General features: G+C 66.0%; 17 protein-coding genes. 13 read left to right on the top strand and 4 right to left on the bottom strand.

The window, feature by feature from the left end; translation table 11 throughout:
• The first annotated feature begins 108 nt into the window (after positions 1-108).
• From A5790_RS13430 to A5790_RS13415, 4 genes are read left to right on the top strand one after another with little or no spacing between them, the layout of a single operon-like run.
• Positions 109-1,077 (top strand): LLM class flavin-dependent oxidoreductase, encoded by a 969-nt coding sequence (locus A5790_RS13430; protein WP_066844798.1) that lies wholly within the window; start codon positions 109-111, stop codon positions 1,075-1,077.
• Between the two features lie 15 nt (positions 1,078-1,092).
• On the top strand, positions 1,093-2,166 hold the full coding sequence (locus A5790_RS13425; RefSeq protein WP_066844795.1) for a dihydrodipicolinate reductase: 1,074 nt from the start codon (positions 1,093-1,095) through the stop codon (positions 2,164-2,166).
• A gap of 16 nt (positions 2,167-2,182) precedes the next feature.
• Positions 2,183-3,172: an LLM class flavin-dependent oxidoreductase gene (locus A5790_RS13420; RefSeq protein WP_066844792.1), complete on the top strand. Its 990-nt coding sequence runs from the start codon at positions 2,183-2,185 to the stop codon at positions 3,170-3,172.
• Positions 3,169-4,365, top strand: a complete 1,197-nt coding sequence (locus A5790_RS13415) for a cytochrome P450 (protein ID WP_066844789.1) — start codon at positions 3,169-3,171, stop codon at positions 4,363-4,365. The genes A5790_RS13420 and A5790_RS13415 overlap by 4 nt, the downstream gene beginning before the upstream one ends.
• Here A5790_RS13415 and A5790_RS13410 read toward each other — a convergent pair.
• The 4 genes from A5790_RS13410 to A5790_RS13395 all read right to left on the bottom strand — a co-directional run bounded on the left by A5790_RS13410 (position 4,352) and on the right by A5790_RS13395 (position 7,998).
• On the bottom strand, positions 4,352-5,674 hold the full coding sequence (locus A5790_RS13410; protein WP_066844788.1) for a TetR/AcrR family transcriptional regulator: 1,323 nt from the start codon (positions 5,672-5,674) through the stop codon (positions 4,352-4,354). The two genes, A5790_RS13415 and A5790_RS13410, sit on opposite strands and share 14 nt — an antisense overlap.
• Positions 5,675-5,802: 128 nt before the next feature.
• Positions 5,803-6,336: a nuclear transport factor 2 family protein gene (locus A5790_RS13405; protein ID WP_066844785.1), complete on the bottom strand. Its 534-nt coding sequence runs from the start codon at positions 6,334-6,336 to the stop codon at positions 5,803-5,805.
• Positions 6,333-6,980, bottom strand: coding sequence for a nitroreductase family protein (locus tag A5790_RS13400; RefSeq protein ID WP_066844782.1), 648 nt, complete (start codon positions 6,978-6,980; stop codon positions 6,333-6,335). Before A5790_RS13400 ends, A5790_RS13405 begins: the two co-directional genes overlap by 4 nt.
• Positions 6,981-7,068: 88 nt before the next feature.
• Positions 7,069-7,998 (bottom strand): SDR family NAD(P)-dependent oxidoreductase, encoded by a 930-nt coding sequence (locus tag A5790_RS13395; protein ID WP_066844779.1) that lies wholly within the window; start codon positions 7,996-7,998, stop codon positions 7,069-7,071.
• Between the two features lie 80 nt (positions 7,999-8,078).
• Between A5790_RS13395 and A5790_RS13390 the strand changes: the two genes are divergently transcribed.
• The 9 genes from A5790_RS13390 to A5790_RS13350 all read left to right on the top strand — a co-directional run bounded on the left by A5790_RS13390 (position 8,079) and on the right by A5790_RS13350 (position 18,792).
• Complete coding sequence (locus A5790_RS13390) at positions 8,079-9,782, top strand: nitric oxide reductase activation protein NorD (RefSeq protein ID WP_066844778.1); 1,704 nt, start codon at positions 8,079-8,081, stop codon at positions 9,780-9,782.
• 56 nt (positions 9,783-9,838) lie between these two features.
• Complete coding sequence (locus tag A5790_RS13385) at positions 9,839-10,645, top strand: CbbQ/NirQ/NorQ/GpvN family protein (RefSeq protein WP_066844775.1); 807 nt, start codon at positions 9,839-9,841, stop codon at positions 10,643-10,645.
• A 61-nt stretch (positions 10,646-10,706) separates the two neighbouring features.
• Positions 10,707-11,819 carry an ABC transporter substrate-binding protein gene (locus tag A5790_RS13380; RefSeq protein WP_066844767.1) on the top strand — a complete coding sequence of 371 codons (1,113 nt, stop codon included), beginning with the start codon at positions 10,707-10,709 and terminating at the stop codon, positions 11,817-11,819.
• A gap of 3 nt (positions 11,820-11,822) precedes the next feature.
• On the top strand, positions 11,823-12,968 hold the full coding sequence (locus A5790_RS13375; protein ID WP_066844764.1) for a spirocyclase AveC family protein: 1,146 nt from the start codon (positions 11,823-11,825) through the stop codon (positions 12,966-12,968).
• A 58-nt stretch (positions 12,969-13,026) separates the two neighbouring features.
• Entirely contained in the window at positions 13,027-13,914 is an 888-nt protein-coding gene (locus A5790_RS13370; RefSeq protein ID WP_066845139.1) for an SDR family oxidoreductase, read from the top strand.
• 19 nt (positions 13,915-13,933) lie between these two features.
• Positions 13,934-15,385 (top strand): aldehyde dehydrogenase family protein, encoded by a 1,452-nt coding sequence (locus A5790_RS13365; RefSeq protein WP_066845141.1) that lies wholly within the window; start codon positions 13,934-13,936, stop codon positions 15,383-15,385.
• 10 nt (positions 15,386-15,395) lie between these two features.
• Positions 15,396-16,619, top strand: coding sequence for a cytochrome P450 (locus A5790_RS13360; RefSeq protein ID WP_066844761.1), 1,224 nt, complete (start codon positions 15,396-15,398; stop codon positions 16,617-16,619).
• Positions 16,616-17,527 (top strand): SDR family NAD(P)-dependent oxidoreductase, encoded by a 912-nt coding sequence (locus A5790_RS13355; RefSeq protein WP_066844758.1) that lies wholly within the window; start codon positions 16,616-16,618, stop codon positions 17,525-17,527. Before A5790_RS13360 ends, A5790_RS13355 begins: the two co-directional genes overlap by 4 nt.
• Entirely contained in the window at positions 17,524-18,792 is a 1,269-nt protein-coding gene (locus A5790_RS13350; RefSeq protein WP_066844755.1) for a cytochrome P450, read from the top strand. The genes A5790_RS13355 and A5790_RS13350 overlap by 4 nt, the downstream gene beginning before the upstream one ends.
• The last annotated feature ends 29 nt before the right edge of the window (positions 18,793-18,821 follow it).

The following is an 18,821-nucleotide window of genomic DNA, read 5'->3' as shown; positions in this document are numbered from 1 at the left end:
CCATGTCTCGGGCCAGGTCTGAGAATAGCATTTACTATTAATGGAAACCAGAACAAAAATTAGGTTAGAGTCGGTCGTCGTGAATCCCTCGGCCTTGTTGCGGCGCTGATGTTCACGCTCCGTTTCGACATGCGCGCGCCCGCTACCGGTGCGCCGGCCACCGACCTGTATGCGTGCGCCGTGCAGATGTGTGAGTGGGCCGAGAGCCGCGGCGCGGTCGTCGCCGTGCTGTCCGAGCATCACGGCACCGAGGACGGTCATCTGCCGTCACCGCACCTCCTGGCGTCGGCGATCTCCGCACGGACCACCCGCCTGGGGATCATGCTGGCCGCCGTGCCGATCCCCTTCTGGGACCCCGTCCGACTGGCCGAGAACATCGCCGTGCTCGACATCATCAGTCGCGGCCGCGTCTCTTATGCGTTCGGCATCGGGCACCGCGCCGAGGAGTACGAGCACTTCGGTGTGGGCACGAGCCGACGGGGCGCGGTCGCCGACGAGTCGCTGGCGCAGCTGTTGCGACTGTTGACCGGGGAACCGATCGACATCGACGGCCGCCGCGTCCAGGTCACGCCGCCTCCGGCGACTCCCGGCGGGCCGTACCTGCTGATCGCCGGCGGCAGCAGGGCCGCCGCCCGGCGCGCCGCGCGGCACGGGCTCGGTTTCATCTCCCAGGTGGATTCTGAGGGGTTGAAACGGTTCTACGAGAACGAATGTCGTGACAAGGGATTCGAGCCAGGCCTCATGCAGTTCCCCGGCGAGGGGGCGGCGACGGCCGTCTTTGTCGCCGACGATGTGGACGCGGCATGGCAGGAGTTGGGACCGTACCTGCTGCATGACGCGGTGATGGCCGCCTCCTACCGGCACGGCGACGATTCGGTGGCGAGCATCTCAAGGGCGCAGAGCGTGTCCGAACTGCGGCAACCGGGCGGCCCGTATCGCATCTTCACACCCGAGGAGGCCGCCGCGTACGTCCAAGACGGCAGGCCGCTTCCGCTGCTTCCACTGTGCGGCGGTTTACCGCCTGAGCTGGCTTGGCCGTATCTCGAACGCGCCGCGACGGCGGCCGCATCTACTTGACCGACAGGAGAATCCGTGACAACACCGCTGAGGACCGTCGTCTGGTCGACAGGAGGCGTTGGATCGATTGCCATCGACGCGATCCGGGGCAGGCCCGACCTCGAGCTGGTCGGGGTGTGGGTGCACTCCGAGGAGAAGATCGGCAAGGACGCTGGGGCCTTGGCCGGTGGTGATCCGATCGGGGTGGCAGCCACCAATGACGCAGACGAGTTGGTCGCGCTGCAACCGGACTGCGTGGTGTACGCCGCGAGCGGACCGGAACGTGATGCGGGAGCGGTGCCCGATTACCTGAAACTCCTCGACGCCGGGATCAATGTCGTGTCGACGACGTCGACCACCCTGATCTATCCGCCTGCCTACTACTCACCGGAGTGGCGCGACCAGATGGAAGAGGCTGCGAAGAGAGGCGGCGCGTCCTTCTACGCCTCGGGGATCTTTCCCGGCTTCGGCTCCGATCAACTCGCGCTGGTGCTGGCCACGCAGTCGAAGCGGATCCGCTGCGTGACCGTCACCGAGGTCGCGCTCAACGACCACTACCCGGTGGCCGATGTGATGATGAACGGCATGGGCTTCGGACGGCCGCTCGATTTCGAACCGCTGCTGAAGACTCCGGGATTCATCGAAATGGCCTGGCGGGCACCGATCCACCTGATCGCGGCGGGTCTCGGCGTCGAGGTCGAGGAGGTCCGCGGCAGCCTCGACCGCCGCGTCACCGACAGGGACATCGAGGTGGCGTTCGGCACGATCGAGGCCGGGACGTGTGGCGCGGTGAGCACCAGGGCCGCGGGTGTGGTCAACGGCCGGGAAGCCATCGTCGTCCAGCACATCATCCGGATGGCACGCGACGTGGCGCCGGACTGGCCGTCCTCGGAGTTCGACGCCACGTATCGCGTCGACATCGACGGTGATCCCGACATCCACTGCGCGATGAACCTCGGCGCCGCCGAGGGCCACGGCGCGGGGCATGCTGCGATGGCCGCCACCGCGATGCGCGTGGTCAACGCGATTCCTTACGTGGTGGCGGCTCCCGCCGGTCTGCTGAGTTCGCTGGACCTGCCGAACACGTTGCCCCGGAACGCGTTCGGGTGAGCAGCGGGAGTCAGCGATGTTCTCGATCCGATTCGACATGCGGGCACCGCGTTTCGGTGCGGCGACGACCGACCTGTATGCGGCGGCAATCGACATGTCGGCGTGGGCCGAGCAGCACGGATGCGTGGCGGCGGTGCTGTGCGAGCACCACGGATCAGAGGACGGCTATCTGCCGGCACCCCTGATGTTGGCATCGGCGATCGCGGCCCGTACCGAGCGATTGGCGCTCAGCGTGGTCGTGATACTGCCGTTCTACGATCCCGTTCGGCTGGCCGAAGACGTTGCGGTGCTCGACATTCTCAGCAACGGCCGGGCTTCGTATGTATTCGGGTTGGGCTACCGGCCCGAGGAGTTCGAGCACTTCGGTATCGACCGGTCGCGCCGGGGCGCGCTGGCCGACGAGAATCTCGACTTGTTGCGGACGCTGCTGACCGGCCGGCCCACCGTGCACGACAACCGCCGCATCATGGTGTCACCGCCACCGTGCACTCGCGGCGGGCCGACTTTGATGTGGGGCGGTGCAAGCCTTGCGGCGGCGCGCCGCGCCGGACGTTACGGTCTGGGTCTTCTCGCCAACGGCAGCGTGACCGGTATGCGGGACGCGTACGAAACCGCGTCGCGCGCGCACGGGCACGAACCCGGCGGTGTGCTGTTACCCCCGCCCGACACGCCGACGGTCACGTTCGTCGCCGATGACGTCGACGAGGGGTGGGACGAGATCGGCGAACACCTGTTTCACGACGCCCGCATGTATGCGCAGTGGAATCCGGACAACCACGCTTCGGCCGGCATCTCGGCGGCTCGCGATGTGGAGGAACTGCGCCACCACTACACTTCGCACCGGATCATCAGCTCTGAACAGGCGCGCGAAATCATCCGCGGGGGAGGGTTTCTCAATCTGTCACCGCTGTGCGGCGGTATTCCACCCGAGATCGCGTGGCCATATCTGAGGCGCGCCGCTGACGCGGCAGCGACCCCGACGATGACAAGAGAGAGCAGCAGATGACCGATACCAACACCGTCGATCTGTACTACGACCCATTCGATTTCGACATCGACGACGACCCGTACCCCATCTGGAAGCGGATGCGCGACGAGGCGCCGCTCTATTACAACGACAAGTACAACTTCTACGCGTTGAGCCGCTACGACGACGTCGCCAAGGGGCTACACGACTGGGACATCTACCGTTCGGGCAAGGGCACCACGATGGACGTCATCATGAGCTGTGTGGACGTACCGCCGGGCGTGATCCTGTTCGAGGATCCTCCCCTCCACGACATTCACCGACGGGTGCTGTCGAAGGTCTTCACCCCGCGCCGGATGGAAGCCATCGAACACCTGGTGCGCCAGTTCTGCGTGCGTGCGCTCGACTCCCTTACGGGTGCTTCCCGTTTCGACGTGATCGGCGACTTCGGGGCGCTGATCCCGATGCGGACCATCGGTTACCTGCTGGGTATTCCGGAGCAGGGACAGCAGCAGATTCGCGACAACACCGATGCGTCGATTGGGTTGAAGGAGGGGAGCTTTCAGTCAGTGTCGGCGGCGACGTTCGAGAACGCCTACCAGCTGTTCGCCGACTACATCGAGTGGCGGGCCGAACATCCGTCGGACGATCTGATGACCCAATTGCTCAACGCCGAGGTCGAAGACGACGGTCAGGTGCGGCCGTTGTCTCGGATCGAGGTGATGACCTACACGAGCATGATCGCCGGTGCCGGTAACGAGACGACCACCAGGCTGATCGGTTTCATCGCTCAGATGCTCGCCGAGCACCCCGATCAGCGACGCGAACTTCTCGACGACTTCTCGCTGATTCCCCGGGCGATCGAGGAGGTGTTGCGCTACCAGGCGCCGTCGCCGGTGCAGGCCCGATATGTCGCCCGCGATACCGAGGCTCACGGCCAGACGATCGCCGAGGGCTCGGTGATGTTGCTGCTCAACGGTTCTGCCAACCGCGACGAACGGCGCTACCCCGACGGGGAGAGATTCGACATCCATCGCGGCGGATCGCACCTGTCGTTCGGGCAGGGGCTGCACTTCTGCCTCGGCTCGTCGCTGGCCAGAATGCAGGCCAGGGTCGCACTCGAGGAGATGCTGCGCCGGTGGCCCGAGTGGGAGGTCGACTACGAGGACGCCGCGATGGCCCACACATCCAGTGTGCGGGGCTGGGGCAGGCTGCCGATCATCGTCGGCTAGCGTCGTCGGCTGTCGAGCGCGTGGTGACGCCGCGCAGCAGGGTGTCGCGGACGTGGATCTGCGAAGCGCGCGGGCTGAGGTCGTGGAGCAGGTTCTCCGGGATCCACGACACCCCGATGACGACGCGGGCCAGCGTCTCGTTCGATGGTGCGTCGATTGCGATCTCGCCGGCGCGGATTCCAGCGGTGAGCAGGGATTTCATCTGACGGACGCGTTTGGTGAACAGCCATGCGATGTTGGGGGTGTCCGGAGGAGACTGCCGCATCCACGCCAACTGGATCCGGAACTCGTCGCCGAAGTGGGCGAGCGCGTTGGTGTGGATCCAGCTCAACGCATCGAGTTTCTCGACCGCCGTTGCCTCGGACCGCAGCACGCTCGTCCACCCCACCTCGGCGACCTTCTCGCCGAACGACTGCATGATCGAGGCCAGCAGTTCCTCTTTCGACCCGATCAGGCGGTACACCGTTCCGGTGCCGAGGCCGGCGGCCGATGCGATGTCGCGGATCGTGGTGACCTCGTAGCCTTTTCGGCCGAATTCGGCTCGCGCGACTGCGCGCACGTGTGAGGCCTTGTCGTTGGGCGCGTTCTCTTCCTCCTCGATCCACGACTTCACCGCGTCGTCGGCGGCGATGAACGCGGGGGAGCGGTCAAGTTCGGCGTCGCTGGGAGGGACCGTGGCCAATCCTTCCAGCAGGATCCGGCACAGCGTGGCCGCGACCTTGTCGGCGCCTGCGCTGTGCCGGATGACATCCAGCCCGACTTGGCGCATCGATTGGACGATCCGGTCGGCAAGAATGGGCAGGTCGACGTCCGGGCGCAGATAACCGCTCCACCGCGCGGCACGCAGCGTCTGCACCATCGCTTCGAGGATCTTCGCGGGGCGCTGTTGGGCCAGCGCGGCCAGTTCCGGATTCGAGGTCGGTGTCTCGTAGAACGTCATCTGCAGTGCGGCGCTGTGGGTCACCGCGCACTGGGCGATCGCGGCACCCAACTCCACGATCCGATCGAACGCCGACAGCGGGGCGGGGTCATCGAGCCGATTGAGGGCCTGATCGGCGATGCGATCGAGGTCCTCGTGGTAGCGCCGAAGCAACTCGACGAGGATTGCTTCCTTGGACTCGAAATGGTGATACAGGCTGCCGGGCAGGATGCCTGCGGCGTCGGCGATCTCCTGAAGTGACGTGCGCAGCCCGGACGTGGCGATCAACGACGCCGCCGTCTGCAAGATTTCGGTCCGCCGGGTGCCGTCGTCGTAGGAATGGCCCGCGTGCTTCGCGAGGTCGGCCTTCGGCGTCACACGACGCCCCACGACACCTCCAACGCCAGGCTCCCGTCCACCTGTTTGGTCGAACCGACCCAAAGTTTGGTTAACGCTACCAGAACTGGGCCACCGGGCAGTGTCGCTCGAGGTGAAGGCGCCGGTAGCGGGGCCGGTGGTCACGAGCTGGATGGAAAGCGAACGGGGTTCAGCGGGCGCTCGTAGGAGATGTCGCTGCGGTCGTGCGCGACGGTGAGGATATCGGCGAGAAAGCCCATGGTCTCGCCGGTGATCAGCGTCGTTCCCTCGGTGTGCCATTCCACGACGCAGACCCGCGCGGCGATGGCCCAACGGCCGTCCCGGCGCTCGAGCCGGTCGATGTAGCGGCCGCCGTTGACGGTCAGGTGGTTTGCCGGGGCGCGGTCGGTGCCGACGAACAGATAGTAGGTTTCGGCGTGCGCCTGGTCGCCCGCGATGTCCGCGGTGTGGTTCACCAGGTAGTGCTGGTAGCGGGATTGCGTCTCGTGATAAGCGAATGCCCAGTCGATGAATTCGTCGACGGGGCCCACGAAACCGATGTGCTCGTCGACCGCGCCGTCGTGGTAGGCAGAACGCACCAGTTCGCGGTCGCGTCGATCCATCCCGCGGGCGTACCGCTGCATGCAGTCGAAGATGTCGGCGCGGTCGCACATCTCCTGCAGCCTCTCGTTCACAGCGATGTCCCCTCCCAGGTGTCCACGGCGACCACCTCGGCGATCGGTCGACGTTCCGCCGGACGGAATCTGACGCCGGGCCGCAGCCGGCCGACCGGCAGAAGGCAGCCCTGGACGTAACCTTCGGGGATGCCGAGCAGATCGCGCACCGTTGCCTCATGGGTCAGATGCAACGTCGTCACGCAGGTTCCGTAGCCACGCGTGTGAAGCGCGAGCGCGAAGTTCCAGACGGCGGGGAAGATCGAACCGTACAGCGTCGCCTGGTAGAAGGACTCGTCGCCGTCGACGCGCGGCAGATACGGTTCGTAGCACGGGATTACGAGAAGCGGGACCTTCGCCATGTTCTCGACCAGCCACTCGGTCGAGGACATGATCTTCTTGCCCGGTGTTTCGGGTGGCAACAGGTCGGCGATCAGTTGCCCACCGACCCTCTGCAGGTAGGCGTCGCGGTAGAGGTCGGCGAGCCGCGCGCGGAGTTTCTCGTCGGATACGGCCACCCAACGCCAGCTCTGTTGGTTCGAGCCGTTGGCGGCGTGCATCCCGATCCGTAGGCAGTCCGCGATATCTCCACGATCGACGGGTGCGTCGAGGTCCAGTGACTTGCGCGCCGACCGGGTCGTCGTGAGGAGCTGGTCGACATCCATGGCGCTCCTTGTTCTCGGTCTCCGCGCCGACGATAATGCGGAACAGATCTTTGGTCAACGATGCCGAGGGCCGGTCGGGCAGTGACGTTCAGCCCGTGATTCCGAGGCGCCTCGTCACCGCGAACACCTCGTCGTAGATCGATCCCGGAACGGTGAACGGCTCGGTGGCCGCGACCGCCTCGAGGTGGCCGGCGATGTCCTCGACAGTTGGATCACCGTTCCGTGGTGCCAGCCAACCCTCGCTCAGCCCGATGAAAACCCTGGCGAACCGGCCCGCACACGCGGAGAAGTTCTGATGGCTGACATCGCAGGCCCGGCTAGCCAGGTACACCACGAGGGGAGCGACGAGCTCGGGACGGATGGCGGCGAAGAAGCCGTTGTCCTCAAGGGCTTTCGGGTCGGCCAGCGTTTCGGTGACCATCCGGGAGAGCCCGAACGGCAGCACGGTGTTGGCGCGGATCCCGTGCGGGTCACCCTCGAGCGCGATGACGTTGGTCAGGCCGACGATGCCGGCTTTTGCTGCGGCGTAATGCGCCTCCAGGTGCTGACCGAACATGCCGGCCGACGACGCGATGAACACGAAGCGCCCGTAGCCCTGCGCCTTCATCACTCGGTAGGCGGGCTGGGACAGGTAGAACGCGCCGTCGAGATGGACGGAAAGCATCTGCCGCCAGTCGTCGCGCGTCAGTTCGTCGAACGGGATGGAGTTGAAGATGCCCGCGTTGCTGATCACCGCGTCGAGGCGGCCGAACGCGTCGACGGCGGTTCCCACGATGGCCTCGCCGCCCGCCGGGCTGTCCACCGAGTCATAGGACGCGACGGCCGTGCCGCCCGAGGCGGTGATCTCGTCGACCACCTGATCGGCGACAGCGGTGTCCCGGCCGTCACCGTGCATGGTCCCGCCGAGATCGTTGACGACGACCGATGCTCCGCGCCTTGCCAACTCGAGCGCATAGACACGGCCGAGCCCGCGGCCCGCCCCGGTGACCACGGCGACCTGGTCGGCGAAATCGATCATCGTTCCTCCGGCGATTGACTGCGGTGCGGCCGGACTCTACGTTGGAACAGATATTTGGTCAACAAGAAAGGGCGCGCTCGATGACGAGCGAGGACGCCGACGATCCCAAGCGCTTGGCGCTGCTGGCCTCGGCCCTGGCCGGCCGCACGGTAGCGGTCGCGCCTGCCGCTCCCGGCGAACCGGCGTGGACCGACGGCGTCACGGTGTTCGTCGACCCATCCGCCGGCGCGCACCGCCAACTCGAGGCGGTCACGGTGCAGGCGTCGCTGCTGGCCAGCGGAGGCCTGGAAGCCGGCGTGGTGCGCAAACTCGTCAGGCGGCCGGCCCTGGCGCGCCGATACCTCGCGGTCGAGGGTCAGCGGGCGTTGTCGGTGAACGACGACCTGCTGCCGTCGGGTGTCCGTCGCCTTCTCGACTGTGACCTCGCCGCTCGCGCGGATTCGGCGGCCGGTTCGTTGAAGGTCGCAGGGGAGAGCCGCGACATCGCCGATCCGCCTGCGGGCTTCGGCGTCATCAGGGCACAGAAAGTGTTGGCCACGCGTGCCTCTGCCGCGCAGGTAGAAGCGGCCGACGGGCACGCCCCTCGGCGCGAGGCGAACAGGGAACTGGCCGACCTCGATGACGGTGATGACGACGTCGACGACGGCGACGACGTGATGGATCCCTTCTCGAGCCCCGTTGGAGGGGGCGGTGCGCTCGGCAAGCTTCTGAAACGGATGACAAAGAGCGTCCGCAAGCTTTCCGGTGCGGGCCCACCGGGTGCGGACACGCCGACCCACCGCTCCCGCAGGGGATTTCGCGGTGCTGGCGCAGTGACCTCGAGCGCGGCCGGAGCGGTGGACTCCGATGGCTGGGCGGGCTCCGCAACCGGGGGTCGCACCTACCACGAGTGGGACTTCCAGCGGCGCGCCTACCGGCCGGACTGGTGCACCGTGGTCGAGATCGACGCGCCGATCGACAAGGGGGAAGCGCTGGTTCGCCCCGATGTCCACGCCTTGCGTCGCCCCCTCACCCGTCTGGGCATCGGGCTGGACCTGTGTCACCGACAGGTCCAGGGTGACGACATCGACGTCGATGCCGCGGTCGAGGCGCGCGTGGAAACGCTGGCGGGTTCGACGCCCGACGAGGCCGTTTACCTCGACAATCTGCGAAGGCGCCGCGACTTGGCCGTACTCGTCCTGCTCGACGTCTCCGGCTCGGCTGGGGAATCGGGCACTTCTGGCCAGACCGTGCACGAGCAACAGCGGACGGCCGCGGCGGCGCTGACCGTCGCCCTCCACGAACTCGGAGACCGCGTCGCGTTGTACGCGTTTCAGTCACAGGGCCGCTCGGCCGTTCATCTCGTGCCGGTCAAGCGCTTCGACGATCACCTCGACGCGATGGTCATGCGGCGCCTTGGCAGCCTCATTCCGGGCGCCTACTCGCGACTGGGGGCGGCCGTTCGGCACGGTACGGCGGTGATGACGGAGAAGGCGGGCACGTCACGTCGCCTGCTGGTGGTGCTGTCCGACGGTTTGGCCTATGACCATGGCTACGAACGGCGCTATGGTGCGGCCGACGTGCGCCGGGCGTTGGGGGAGGCCCGGCGAGAGGGTATCGGCTGCTTGTGCCTGACGATCGGCGCGGCCACCGACTCCGGAGAGCTGGCCATGGTGTTCGGCAGCGCTGCACACGCGTCGATACCCAAGCCGACGCAGTTGGCCGACGTGATCGGTCCGTTGTTCCGCTCGGCGCTGCGCACCGCGGACCTGCGCAGGCGGGTGTCGACGGCGACTACGTCTTGAACCAAACATCTGTTCCGCGCTAGGGTCCCTAAGCGAGCTCGAACCGAAGGGAAGCCATGCAGGTGAAGCCACCTCGGCCCTATTACGTGCCCGTCGCGAACGAGGAGCAGGTCTTCAAGGCCGCATACACCCAGGGGCTCTCGATCGCGCTCAAAGGTCCGACGGGCTGCGGTAAGACGCGGTTCGTCGAGGCGATGGCGCACGACCTGGACCGTCCGCTGATCACCGTCGCCTGCCACGACGACCTGACCACTGCCGATCTCGTCGGCCGGTTCCTGCTGCGCGGCGGTGAGACCGAGTGGGTCGACGGTCCCCTGACCCGTGCGGTCCGCGACGGCGCGATCTGCTACCTCGACGAGGTCGTGGAAGCCCGACAGGACACCACGGTCGTGCTGCATCCGCTGGCCGACCACCGCCGACAACTGCCGATCGAACGGCTGGGGGTCACGCTGGAGGCGGCGCCGGGGTTCTGTCTGGTCGTCTCGTATAACCCGGGCTACCAGAGCGTGCTGAAGGACCTCAAGGACTCCACCAGGCAGCGGATGGTTGCGATCGAATTCGGTTTTCCGACAGCCGACGTCGAGGAGAAGATCGTCGCCAGCGAAGCGGGCATCGCGCACGACCGTGCCGCGGAACTGGTCCGGCTGGGTCATGCGATCCGGCGGTTGGAGACGGGGGGACTCCGCGAAGTCGCTTCCACGCGGGTATTGATCGCCGCGGGTCGGCTGATCGCCGAAGGTTTGGCCCCACGGGACGCCGCGCGCGCCGCGATCGCCGGCCCGCTCACCGATGACGCCACCGTGACCCGCGGTTTGGTCGAGATGATCGACGCGTACTTGGTCGACCAGGCTCCGGGTGATTGACCCTGATCATGACCCTCGCTACTGTCTGAACAAATATTAGGTTTCCAACGACGGAGGTCGCATGTCCTACGAGAGCACCGCGGAACCGATCAAGTTCGGGTACCTCATGGACTTCAAGCTGCCCGACCTCTACCCGCAGGAGATGAAGGAAGATCTGTCCAATCCCTTCGAGCTGATATTCGCCGAGGCGGTTGAGAACGGCGTGATCGATCGGCCCATCGAGATCATCTACAAGGAGGTCGAGGGGCTGCCGAAAGGTTCGGTCAAAGCGGTGATCGACGCCTACGGCGAACTCGTCGACGAGGGGTGCCTCGCGGTGTTCGGCCCGCACATCACCGACAACTGCGTGCCGACCCGCGAGGCCATCGAGGAGCGGTTCCGGGTGCCCGCGCTGAGCGTCACCGGCAGCGACGCATGGCTGGGGGAGTGGACGTTCTCGTTTCCGCAGGGGTCTTTGACCGACGAGCCGATCTTCTGGGCAGACCTTCTGGCCAAAGGTGGGCACCACGAGGTCGGTGTCCTCATGGAGCAGTCACTGGTCGGCGAGACATACGTGAAGAACTTCCGGAGCGCGTGCCGGCGCAAGGGGATCCGGATCGTCGCCGAAGCCGCGATCGCGCAGACGGCCCAAGACGTCTCGGAAGCGGTGCGCACACTGCACGAGGCCAAGGCGCAGGCCGTGGTGCACGCCGGATTCGGGTTCGGCATCGTGTTCGTCAACCCGGCTCTGGAAGAACTCGGTTGGGACCCACCACGATTCACCAGCACGGCATTCCAGAACGCGTGGATCAACCCGATCATGTGGAACGCGTTCATGGGGTGGACCGGCGTCGACCAGTACGACGAGGGCAACCCCGTCGGGCAGCGCTTCCTCGACAAGTACCAGGAGAAGTTCGGCCGCAGGCCCGAATACTGTGTGCCCGTGGTGAACTGCGACGTCGCCACAGCGTTGCTCCGCGCGTGCAGCGATGCGCATCCGCTGAGTCCGCGCGGTGTCAAGGAGGCCTTGGAACGCGTCAAGATGATGCCCGCGGCCGCGGGGGCGCCGGGGACCCGCGTCTCGTTCGGCAACTGGACGCGCCGGGCGTGGATGGGCGCCGGGTATCTGGTCGCCCGAAGGCTGGACGCCGACGGCGTCAACTCTCATCTCGTCGACCGCTTTGGTGAGGAGTGAACCGTGACCACTGAAACGCCGAAGGCCGAAGGCACCTCGCCGGCCTCTCCGGGGCCGACGAAACGGTCCTGGCTCGGGCCGTCGATCTCGGTGGCGGCACTCCTTGCCGTTGCCGTGTTCTTCGCCGTCAACACCCGTAAGGGTCCGGGGTCCCCACGCATCGCCAATCCCGATGTCGAGGGAACACCGCGGCCCGTCGAGGTGCTGTTCGGGTGGAGCACGTCCACCTGGGTGGTGATCCTCGAGACCTTCACCGTCATCACGATGGCCGTAATCATCACCTTGTGGGTGGTGCACTGGCGACGAAACCCGCACAACCCGACGTTGCTGATGGCACTCGTCACGTCGTTGATCGTGTGGCAAGACCCGATCATGAACTGGTCGCCGTTCGCGGTCTACAACCCCGAGCTGGCGCACCTGCCCGAGGACTGGCCGTTGGTGTCGCTGTCACCGACGGTGGAACCGTTCGTGGTCCTCGGCTACGTGATGTTCTATCTCGGGCCCTATTTCCCGGCGATCTGGATCTTGCGGAAACTGCAGGCGCGCAGGCCTGTCGAGTCATTCGTGTGGCGCCATCCGCTGATCAGCCTGGCGGCCATCATCTTCCCGATCGGGGTGGTGGTGGACGCGGCGCTCGAGATCACCCTGGTGCGCACCGGCATGTACATCTATTCACAGGTGCCGCCGTGGGCGTCGGTGTTCACCGGAGACACCTATCAGTTCCCGTTGATCTGGGAAGTGGTGGCGGTGACGTTCGTGATGATCCCCGCCGGTGTGCTGCTCTACCGCGACGACACCGGTAAGTCCGTCGCGGAGAAGCTCGCTCAGCGAGCGCGGATCTTCGCCTCGAGGCCTAGGCTGGGCACCTTCGTGGTGATGTTCGTGATCATCAACGTCGCCTATTTCTGTTACGGCGGGCTTTTCGCGATCGTGAAGGCGACGAAGATCTCCACGTCGGTGGCCTGCCCGTGGCCGTATCCGGAAGTGAAGGTCTATGACCCGCAGGGCTTCTACGAAGCGAACGGCCAACCGGGTCCGTACTCCGTCGGGATCATGTCGACCTGGATGAGCGGGCAGCCCGACGGGCGCCCGGACGTGGAACTGGGTGAGAAGAGCAACCGGTGCGCACCGGACGCCCAGGATGGGTGATGAGCGCTTGCGCGAAGAACAGACAATGGGGGCTGAGCGCTTGCGCGAAGAACAGACAATGAGGGCTGAGCGCAGCGTCGTCATCACCGGCGCCTCGCGGGGGCTGGGGTTGGCATCGGCGTCTCATCTGTACCGGTGCGGCTGGCGGGTCGTCGCGGCCATGCGGTCCGTCGATGCCGGCATGCAACGGCTGCGTGAGGCGACCGGCGCGGTGCCGGACGATCCGAACCTGATCGGTGTCACGCTCGACCTCACCGACACCGCCTCGATCGAGGCGGCGGCCAAGTCGATCGAGGAGGCGGTCGGCGCCCCGTATGCGCTGGTGCACAACGCCGGCATCTCGGCGGCCGGAATGGTCGAGGAGACACCGGTGAATCTGTGGGAGCAGATGTTCGCGACCAACATCTTCGGTCCCGTCGGATTGACAAGGGCGTTATTGCCGTCCATGCGCGAAGCCGGGCGCGGCCGCATCGTGCTGGTGTCGAGCCAGGGTGGTGTGCGCGGAATGCCGGCCACCGCACCGTATTCGGCCGTCAAGGGCGCGTTGGAACGCTGGGGCGAGTCGATGGCCGCCGAGATCGCGCCGTTCGGCATCGGCGTCACGATCCTGGTGACCGGTACCTACGACACCGAAATCATCACCGATGCGGGAACCACCGACTGTCGCGATCTGACCGGCCCCTATGCGCCGCATCACCGCACCATGGACAAGCGTGGGCGGGCCGCTATGCGGATGGCCGCACGGTCGCCGGACAAGTTCGCGGAGGGTTTGGCCGAAGCACTGGACAGTTCGAAACCGTTCGTCAAGCGGTCGGTCGGCCCCGACGCGCGAATGTTGTTGATCGCCAATCGGGTGTTCCCGTCGGCCGGGCTGCACCAGATGATCCGGCTGATGATGGGCATCCCGCGATTCGGCGCGCTACGAGGGAGCAGAGACCATGGCTGACGTTCGCTTCGAATCGAAGATGATGATCGACGGCAAGCTCGTCGACGGTGAGGCAGGCACCTTCACCAACATCAACCCGGCCACCGAGGAGGTGCTCGGCGAGGTCGCCGATGCCTCGAACGCCGATATGCACCGCGCGATCGACGCGGCGCGGCGAGCGTTCGACGAGACGAATTGGTCCACGGATCATGCGTTTCGGCAACGGTGCCTGCTGCAGCTTCAGGAGGCACTCGAGTCCGAGCAGGAAGAGCTGCGCGAGGAACTCATCCTCGAGGTGGGCTGTCCGCGTGCCATCACCCACGGCCCCCAACTCGATGCGCCGTTATCCGACGCCCTGAAATACCCGGCCCGGCTGATCGACGAATATCCTTGGGAGACATCACTGGGCGATGCGCTCGTGTCGGTCACCGGGGTCAACACCACCCGCAAGGTCTGGCGCGAGCCCGTCGGCGTGGTCGGGGCGATCGTGCCGTGGAACTTCCCCTTCGAGGTCACCATCCAGAAGATCGGGCAAGCCCTCGGCACCGGTAACACCGTCGTACTCAAGCCGGCGCCCAACACCCCGTACAACGCCACTCGGTTGGGCCGGCTGATTGCCGAGAACACCGACATCCCACCGGGTGTCGTCAACGTCGTCACCGCCTCGGATCACTTCGTCGGTGAAGAACTCACCCTGTCACCGAAGGTGGACCTGATCTCGTTCACCGGATCCACCGTCGTCGGCAGGCGGATCATGGAGAAGGGCGCCGCGACGATGAAACGGTTGTTCCTCGAACTGGGCGGCAAGTCGGCGACCATCGTGCTCGAGGACGCGGACTTCGCGCTGGGCTGCATGATGGGCATCGCGCCGTGTATGCACGCGGGTCAGGGCTGCGCCAACCCGACCCGGCTGCTTCTGCCGCGTTCGCGCTACGACGAAGGCGTCGAAATCCTCAAGGGCATCTACGAAGGTGTCGCGCCCGGGGATCCGCAGGATCCGGGCACGCTGTGCGGACCGGTCATCTCCGACAAGCAGCGCGGGCGCATCCGCGGATACATCGACAAGGGCGTCGAGGAGGGCGCGACCCTGCTCGTCGGAGGTGCCGAGGCTCCCGACGGCATGGATAGGGGATTCTTCGTCAAGCCAACACTTTTCGTCAACGTCGACAACGCGATGACCATCGCTCAGGAGGAGATCTTCGGCCCGGTGCTCTCGGTGATCCCGTTCGACGACGAGGACGACGCGGTGCGCATCGCCAACGACAGTCCGTACGGCCTGGCGGGCAACGTAATGGCCGGGACGCTGGACAGGGCCCTGTCAGTGGCCAGGCGACTGCGCGCCGGATTCATCGGACTCAACGGCACCGCCGGGTACGGCGCTGACACGCCGTTCGGTGGCTATAAGGCCAGCGGTATCGGACGCCAGAACGGTGTCGCCGGGTTCGACCAGTACACCGAGATCAAGTCCGTCGCCTATCCGGCCGGTTCGTAGGAGGGACGCCATGCAACTGTTGTTCGAGGACCTCGAGGACTTCGGCGAGTTCGACGACTTCGTGTCGGGCGATGTGCGCGACCCCTACACGGAACTGGCGAGGCTGCGTCGCGAAGAGCCGGTCCAGAAGATCGAGATCCCGGGTATCCCTGGGCAAGAAGGTAAGCCGATCGTCATGGTCTACCGCTATGAAGAAGCCCAGCAGATGCTGCGGGACAACGAGACGTTCTCGTCGTCGATCATCATCCAAGCATTCGGGGATGTGTTCGGTAAGCATGTGATGCTCGGAATGGACGAACCCGAGCACGGCAGGCACCGGGCCCTGGTGGCGAAGGCGTTCTCGCAAAAGGCCCTCGCCCGTTGGGAAGACACGCTGGTGACCCCGATCGGCAATGCGCTGATCGACCGCTTCGCCGGCCGGGGACGTGTCGACCTCGTCAAGGAGTTCAACTTCCCGTATCCCACGTTGATCATTGCCGGGTTGCTGGGCCTGCCGCAGGACGACTACGCGCAGTTCCAGAAGTGGTCGATCTCGCTGCTGTCGTTCACCATCAACCCCGAGCGCGGGCGGGAGGCGTCTTTGGCGCTGGCCGACTACTTCCGGCCCATCCTGGCGGCGCGACGCGAGGAACCGCGCGACGACCTGATCAGCCGGCTCGGCGCGGCCGAGATCGACGGGGAAAAGCTCTCCGACGAAGAGATCTTCTCGTTCCTGCGATTGCTGCTGCCCGCGGGTGTGGAGACGACGTACCGGTCGCTGGGAAACCTGTTGTTCGGGTTGTTGTCCAACCCCGAACAGCTCGACGCGATCCTGGCCGACCGGTCGCTGATACCGCAGGCGATCGAGGAAGCGGTGCGTTGGGAGCCGCCGCTGAGCATGATCACCCGGATCGCGAGCCGCGACACCGAACTCGGCGGGGTCCACATCCCCGAGGGTTCGTCGGTGATGCCGGTGCTGGGCGCGGCCAACCGGCAGGACGAGCGCTTCCCACAGCCCGATCAGTTCGACATCTTCCGCGAAGCCAAGGCGAACATCGGCTGGGGCCACGGCGTGCACGTCTGCCTGGGCATGCATCTGGCGCGCCTCGAGATGCGCGTCGCGCTCAACCTCCTGCTGGATCGGCTGCCCAACCTGCGGCTGGACCCCGAAGCCGACGAAGCCTACATCCGCGGGCAGGTGTTCCGGTCTCCGACCGCGCTGCCGATCGTGTTCGACCCCGCGGTCAGCCCGTGACCGATCTGCGCTTTGACGACAGGGTGGTGGTCGTCACCGGCGGCGGCCGTGGGATCGGCCGCGGTCACGCGCTGCTGCTCGCGGCCAAGGGTGCCTGCGTCGTCGTCGCCGACAACGGGGCGCAGATCGACGGTCGCGCATGCGGCTCGCGGCCGGCCGACTCTGTGGTCGATGAGATCGCGAAAGCCGGTGGCCGGGCGGTGGCGTGCAGTGCCTCCGTCGCCGAGGAGTCGGGGGCGCAGGCGGTGGTCGACACCGCAGCCGAAACGTTCGGGCGCATCGACGCGGTGATCAACAACGCCGGCGTCCACGACCCGGGACTTTTCGAGACGCTGTCACAGGACCGGGTCCGCAAGATGCTCGACGTGCACTATTGCGGAACACTTTTCGTCACGCGGGCGGCATGGCCCCATCTAGCCAAGGCGGGCCGCGGGCGGATCGTCAACACCGTATCCGAGGCCATGCTCGGCGGCATCCCCGAACTCACGAGCTACGGCGCTGCCAAAGGGGCGGTCTGGGGGCTGACCCGTACCCTCGCCACCGAGGGCGTGGCCCACGGCATCGGAGTCAATGCGATCGCGCCGCGGGCCTACACCCGCATGTCGGCCTCCCAGGGCCGCCAACTGGCCGAGCTGTACGGCATGTCAGAGGACATGATGGCCGAGATCAACGCGAGCATGCCTCCCGAACTGTGCGCGCCCGCAGCGGCTTTCCTTGCGCACGAGTCGTGTCCGCTCACCGGTGAGGTCCTGTTGACGGGGATGGGTGGTGTCTCACGCCTTGCGGTCGTGCGCACCCAGGGCGTCTGGAAGCAGCCGCTGACCGCCGAAGACATCGCCGAGAACCTCGACCAGATCATGAGTGTCGACGACGCCTACGTGACCGAAGCAACCAGGAGTGTCTTGTGACCGACTTCGAAACCGTCGACTTCTTCACCGATGCGGCTCTTGTTCCCGACCCGTATCCGTATTTCGATCATCTACGGTCCAAATGCCCGGTGGCACAGGCGACCCCGTTCAATGTGCTCGCCGTGACCGGTTACGACGAGGCGCTCGCCGTCTACAAGGACCCCGCGTTCTCCTCCTGCGTATCGGTCGCCGGCCCGTTCTCGGGTATGCCCTTCGGGCCGGGGGAATCCGACGACGTCAGCGAGCTGATCGAACAGCACCGCGCCGCTGTGCCGATGGCCGAACACATCACGTCGCAGGACCCGCCGCTGCACACCCGCACCCGTGGCCTGCTGAACAAGCTCATCACGCCCAAACGCCTCAAGGAGAACGAGGACTTCATGTGGCGGTTGGCAGATCGGCAACTCGACACCTTCCTCGACAGGGGAAGCTGTGAATTCCTGTCCGCCTACGCCAAACCGTTCTCGCTGCTGGTGATCGCGGACCTTCTCGGTGTGCCGGTCGAGGACCATGAGGAATTCAAAGCGGTCTTCGCCATGGAGACGGTCGGCGAACTCGGCAAGGACGCGCCGACGTCGCACAACCCCCTGGAATGGCTCAACGAGAAGTTCTACTCCTACATCGAGGATCGCCGACGCTCCCCCCGGGAGGACGTGCTGACCGAGCTGGCGCAGGCCAAGCACGAAGACGGCTCGACTCCCGATATCGAGGACGTCATGAATCTGTCGACCTTCCTGTTCGCGGCCGGCACCGAAACGACCACGAAACTGGTCAGCTCCGCGGTCCGGTTCATCGCCGACAACGCCGACTTCGAGAAGAAGCTCCGCGACGACCGCAGCATGATCCCCGCCTTCCTCGAGGAGACGTTGCGGATGGAAAGCCCCGTCAAATCCCACTTCCGGATGGCGCGCACCACCACCAAGATCGGCGACGTCGAGGTGCCCGCGGGTACGACGGTGATGCTGCTGCCCGGCGCCTGCAACCGTGATGAACGGAAGTTCGCCGATCCCAACATCTTCCGGCCTGACCGCCCGAACGTTCGCGAGCAGATCGCGTTCATCCGCGGCGCTCATTCCTGCCCCGGCGCGCCGTTGGCCCGGGCGGAAGGACGGATCTCGTTGAACCGGATTCTCGACCGGATGACCGACATCGCGATCTCCACCGAACACCACGGCCCCCCCGACGACCGTCGCTTCACCTATGAGCCGACCTTCATCATGCGTGGGCTCAGCGAACTGCACATCGCGTTCACTCCGCTCGGATGAGGAAGACGCCCGGCGAGCACCTCACCGCG

The sequence above is a fragment of the Mycobacterium sp. 852002-51152_SCH6134967 genome, from assembly GCF_001667105.1.
GTDB lineage: Bacteria > Actinomycetota > Actinomycetes > Mycobacteriales > Mycobacteriaceae > Mycobacterium > Mycobacterium neumannii_A.
Note: the sequence above shows the minus strand (reverse complement) of the source record. Positions and strands in the feature narration are given on the sequence as shown.

What these genes read in the sequence shown, in the direction of transcription:
- A5790_RS13430 (WP_066844798.1), top strand. Translation starts at nt 109, where the DNA reads ATGTTCACGCTCCGTTTCGACATGCGCGCGCCCGCTACCGGTGCGCCG.
- A5790_RS13420 (WP_066844792.1), top strand. Translation starts at nt 2,183, where the DNA reads ATGTTCTCGATCCGATTCGACATGCGGGCACCGCGTTTCGGTGCGGCG.
- A5790_RS13415 (WP_066844789.1), top strand. Translation starts at nt 3,169, where the DNA reads ATGACCGATACCAACACCGTCGATCTGTACTACGACCCATTCGATTTC.
- A5790_RS13400 (WP_066844782.1), bottom strand. Translation starts at nt 6,980, where the DNA reads ATGGATGTCGACCAGCTCCTCACGACGACCCGGTCGGCGCGCAAGTCA.
- A5790_RS13395 (WP_066844779.1), bottom strand. Translation starts at nt 7,998, where the DNA reads ATGATCGATTTCGCCGACCAGGTCGCCGTGGTCACCGGGGCGGGCCGC.
- A5790_RS13390 (WP_066844778.1), top strand. Translation starts at nt 8,079, where the DNA reads ATGACGAGCGAGGACGCCGACGATCCCAAGCGCTTGGCGCTGCTGGCC.
- A5790_RS13385 (WP_066844775.1), top strand. Translation starts at nt 9,839, where the DNA reads ATGCAGGTGAAGCCACCTCGGCCCTATTACGTGCCCGTCGCGAACGAG.
- A5790_RS13380 (WP_066844767.1), top strand. Translation starts at nt 10,707, where the DNA reads ATGTCCTACGAGAGCACCGCGGAACCGATCAAGTTCGGGTACCTCATG.
- A5790_RS13370 (WP_066845139.1), top strand. Translation starts at nt 13,027, where the DNA reads ATGAGGGCTGAGCGCAGCGTCGTCATCACCGGCGCCTCGCGGGGGCTG.
- A5790_RS13365 (WP_066845141.1), top strand. Translation starts at nt 13,934, where the DNA reads ATGATGATCGACGGCAAGCTCGTCGACGGTGAGGCAGGCACCTTCACC.
- A5790_RS13360 (WP_066844761.1), top strand. Translation starts at nt 15,396, where the DNA reads ATGCAACTGTTGTTCGAGGACCTCGAGGACTTCGGCGAGTTCGACGAC.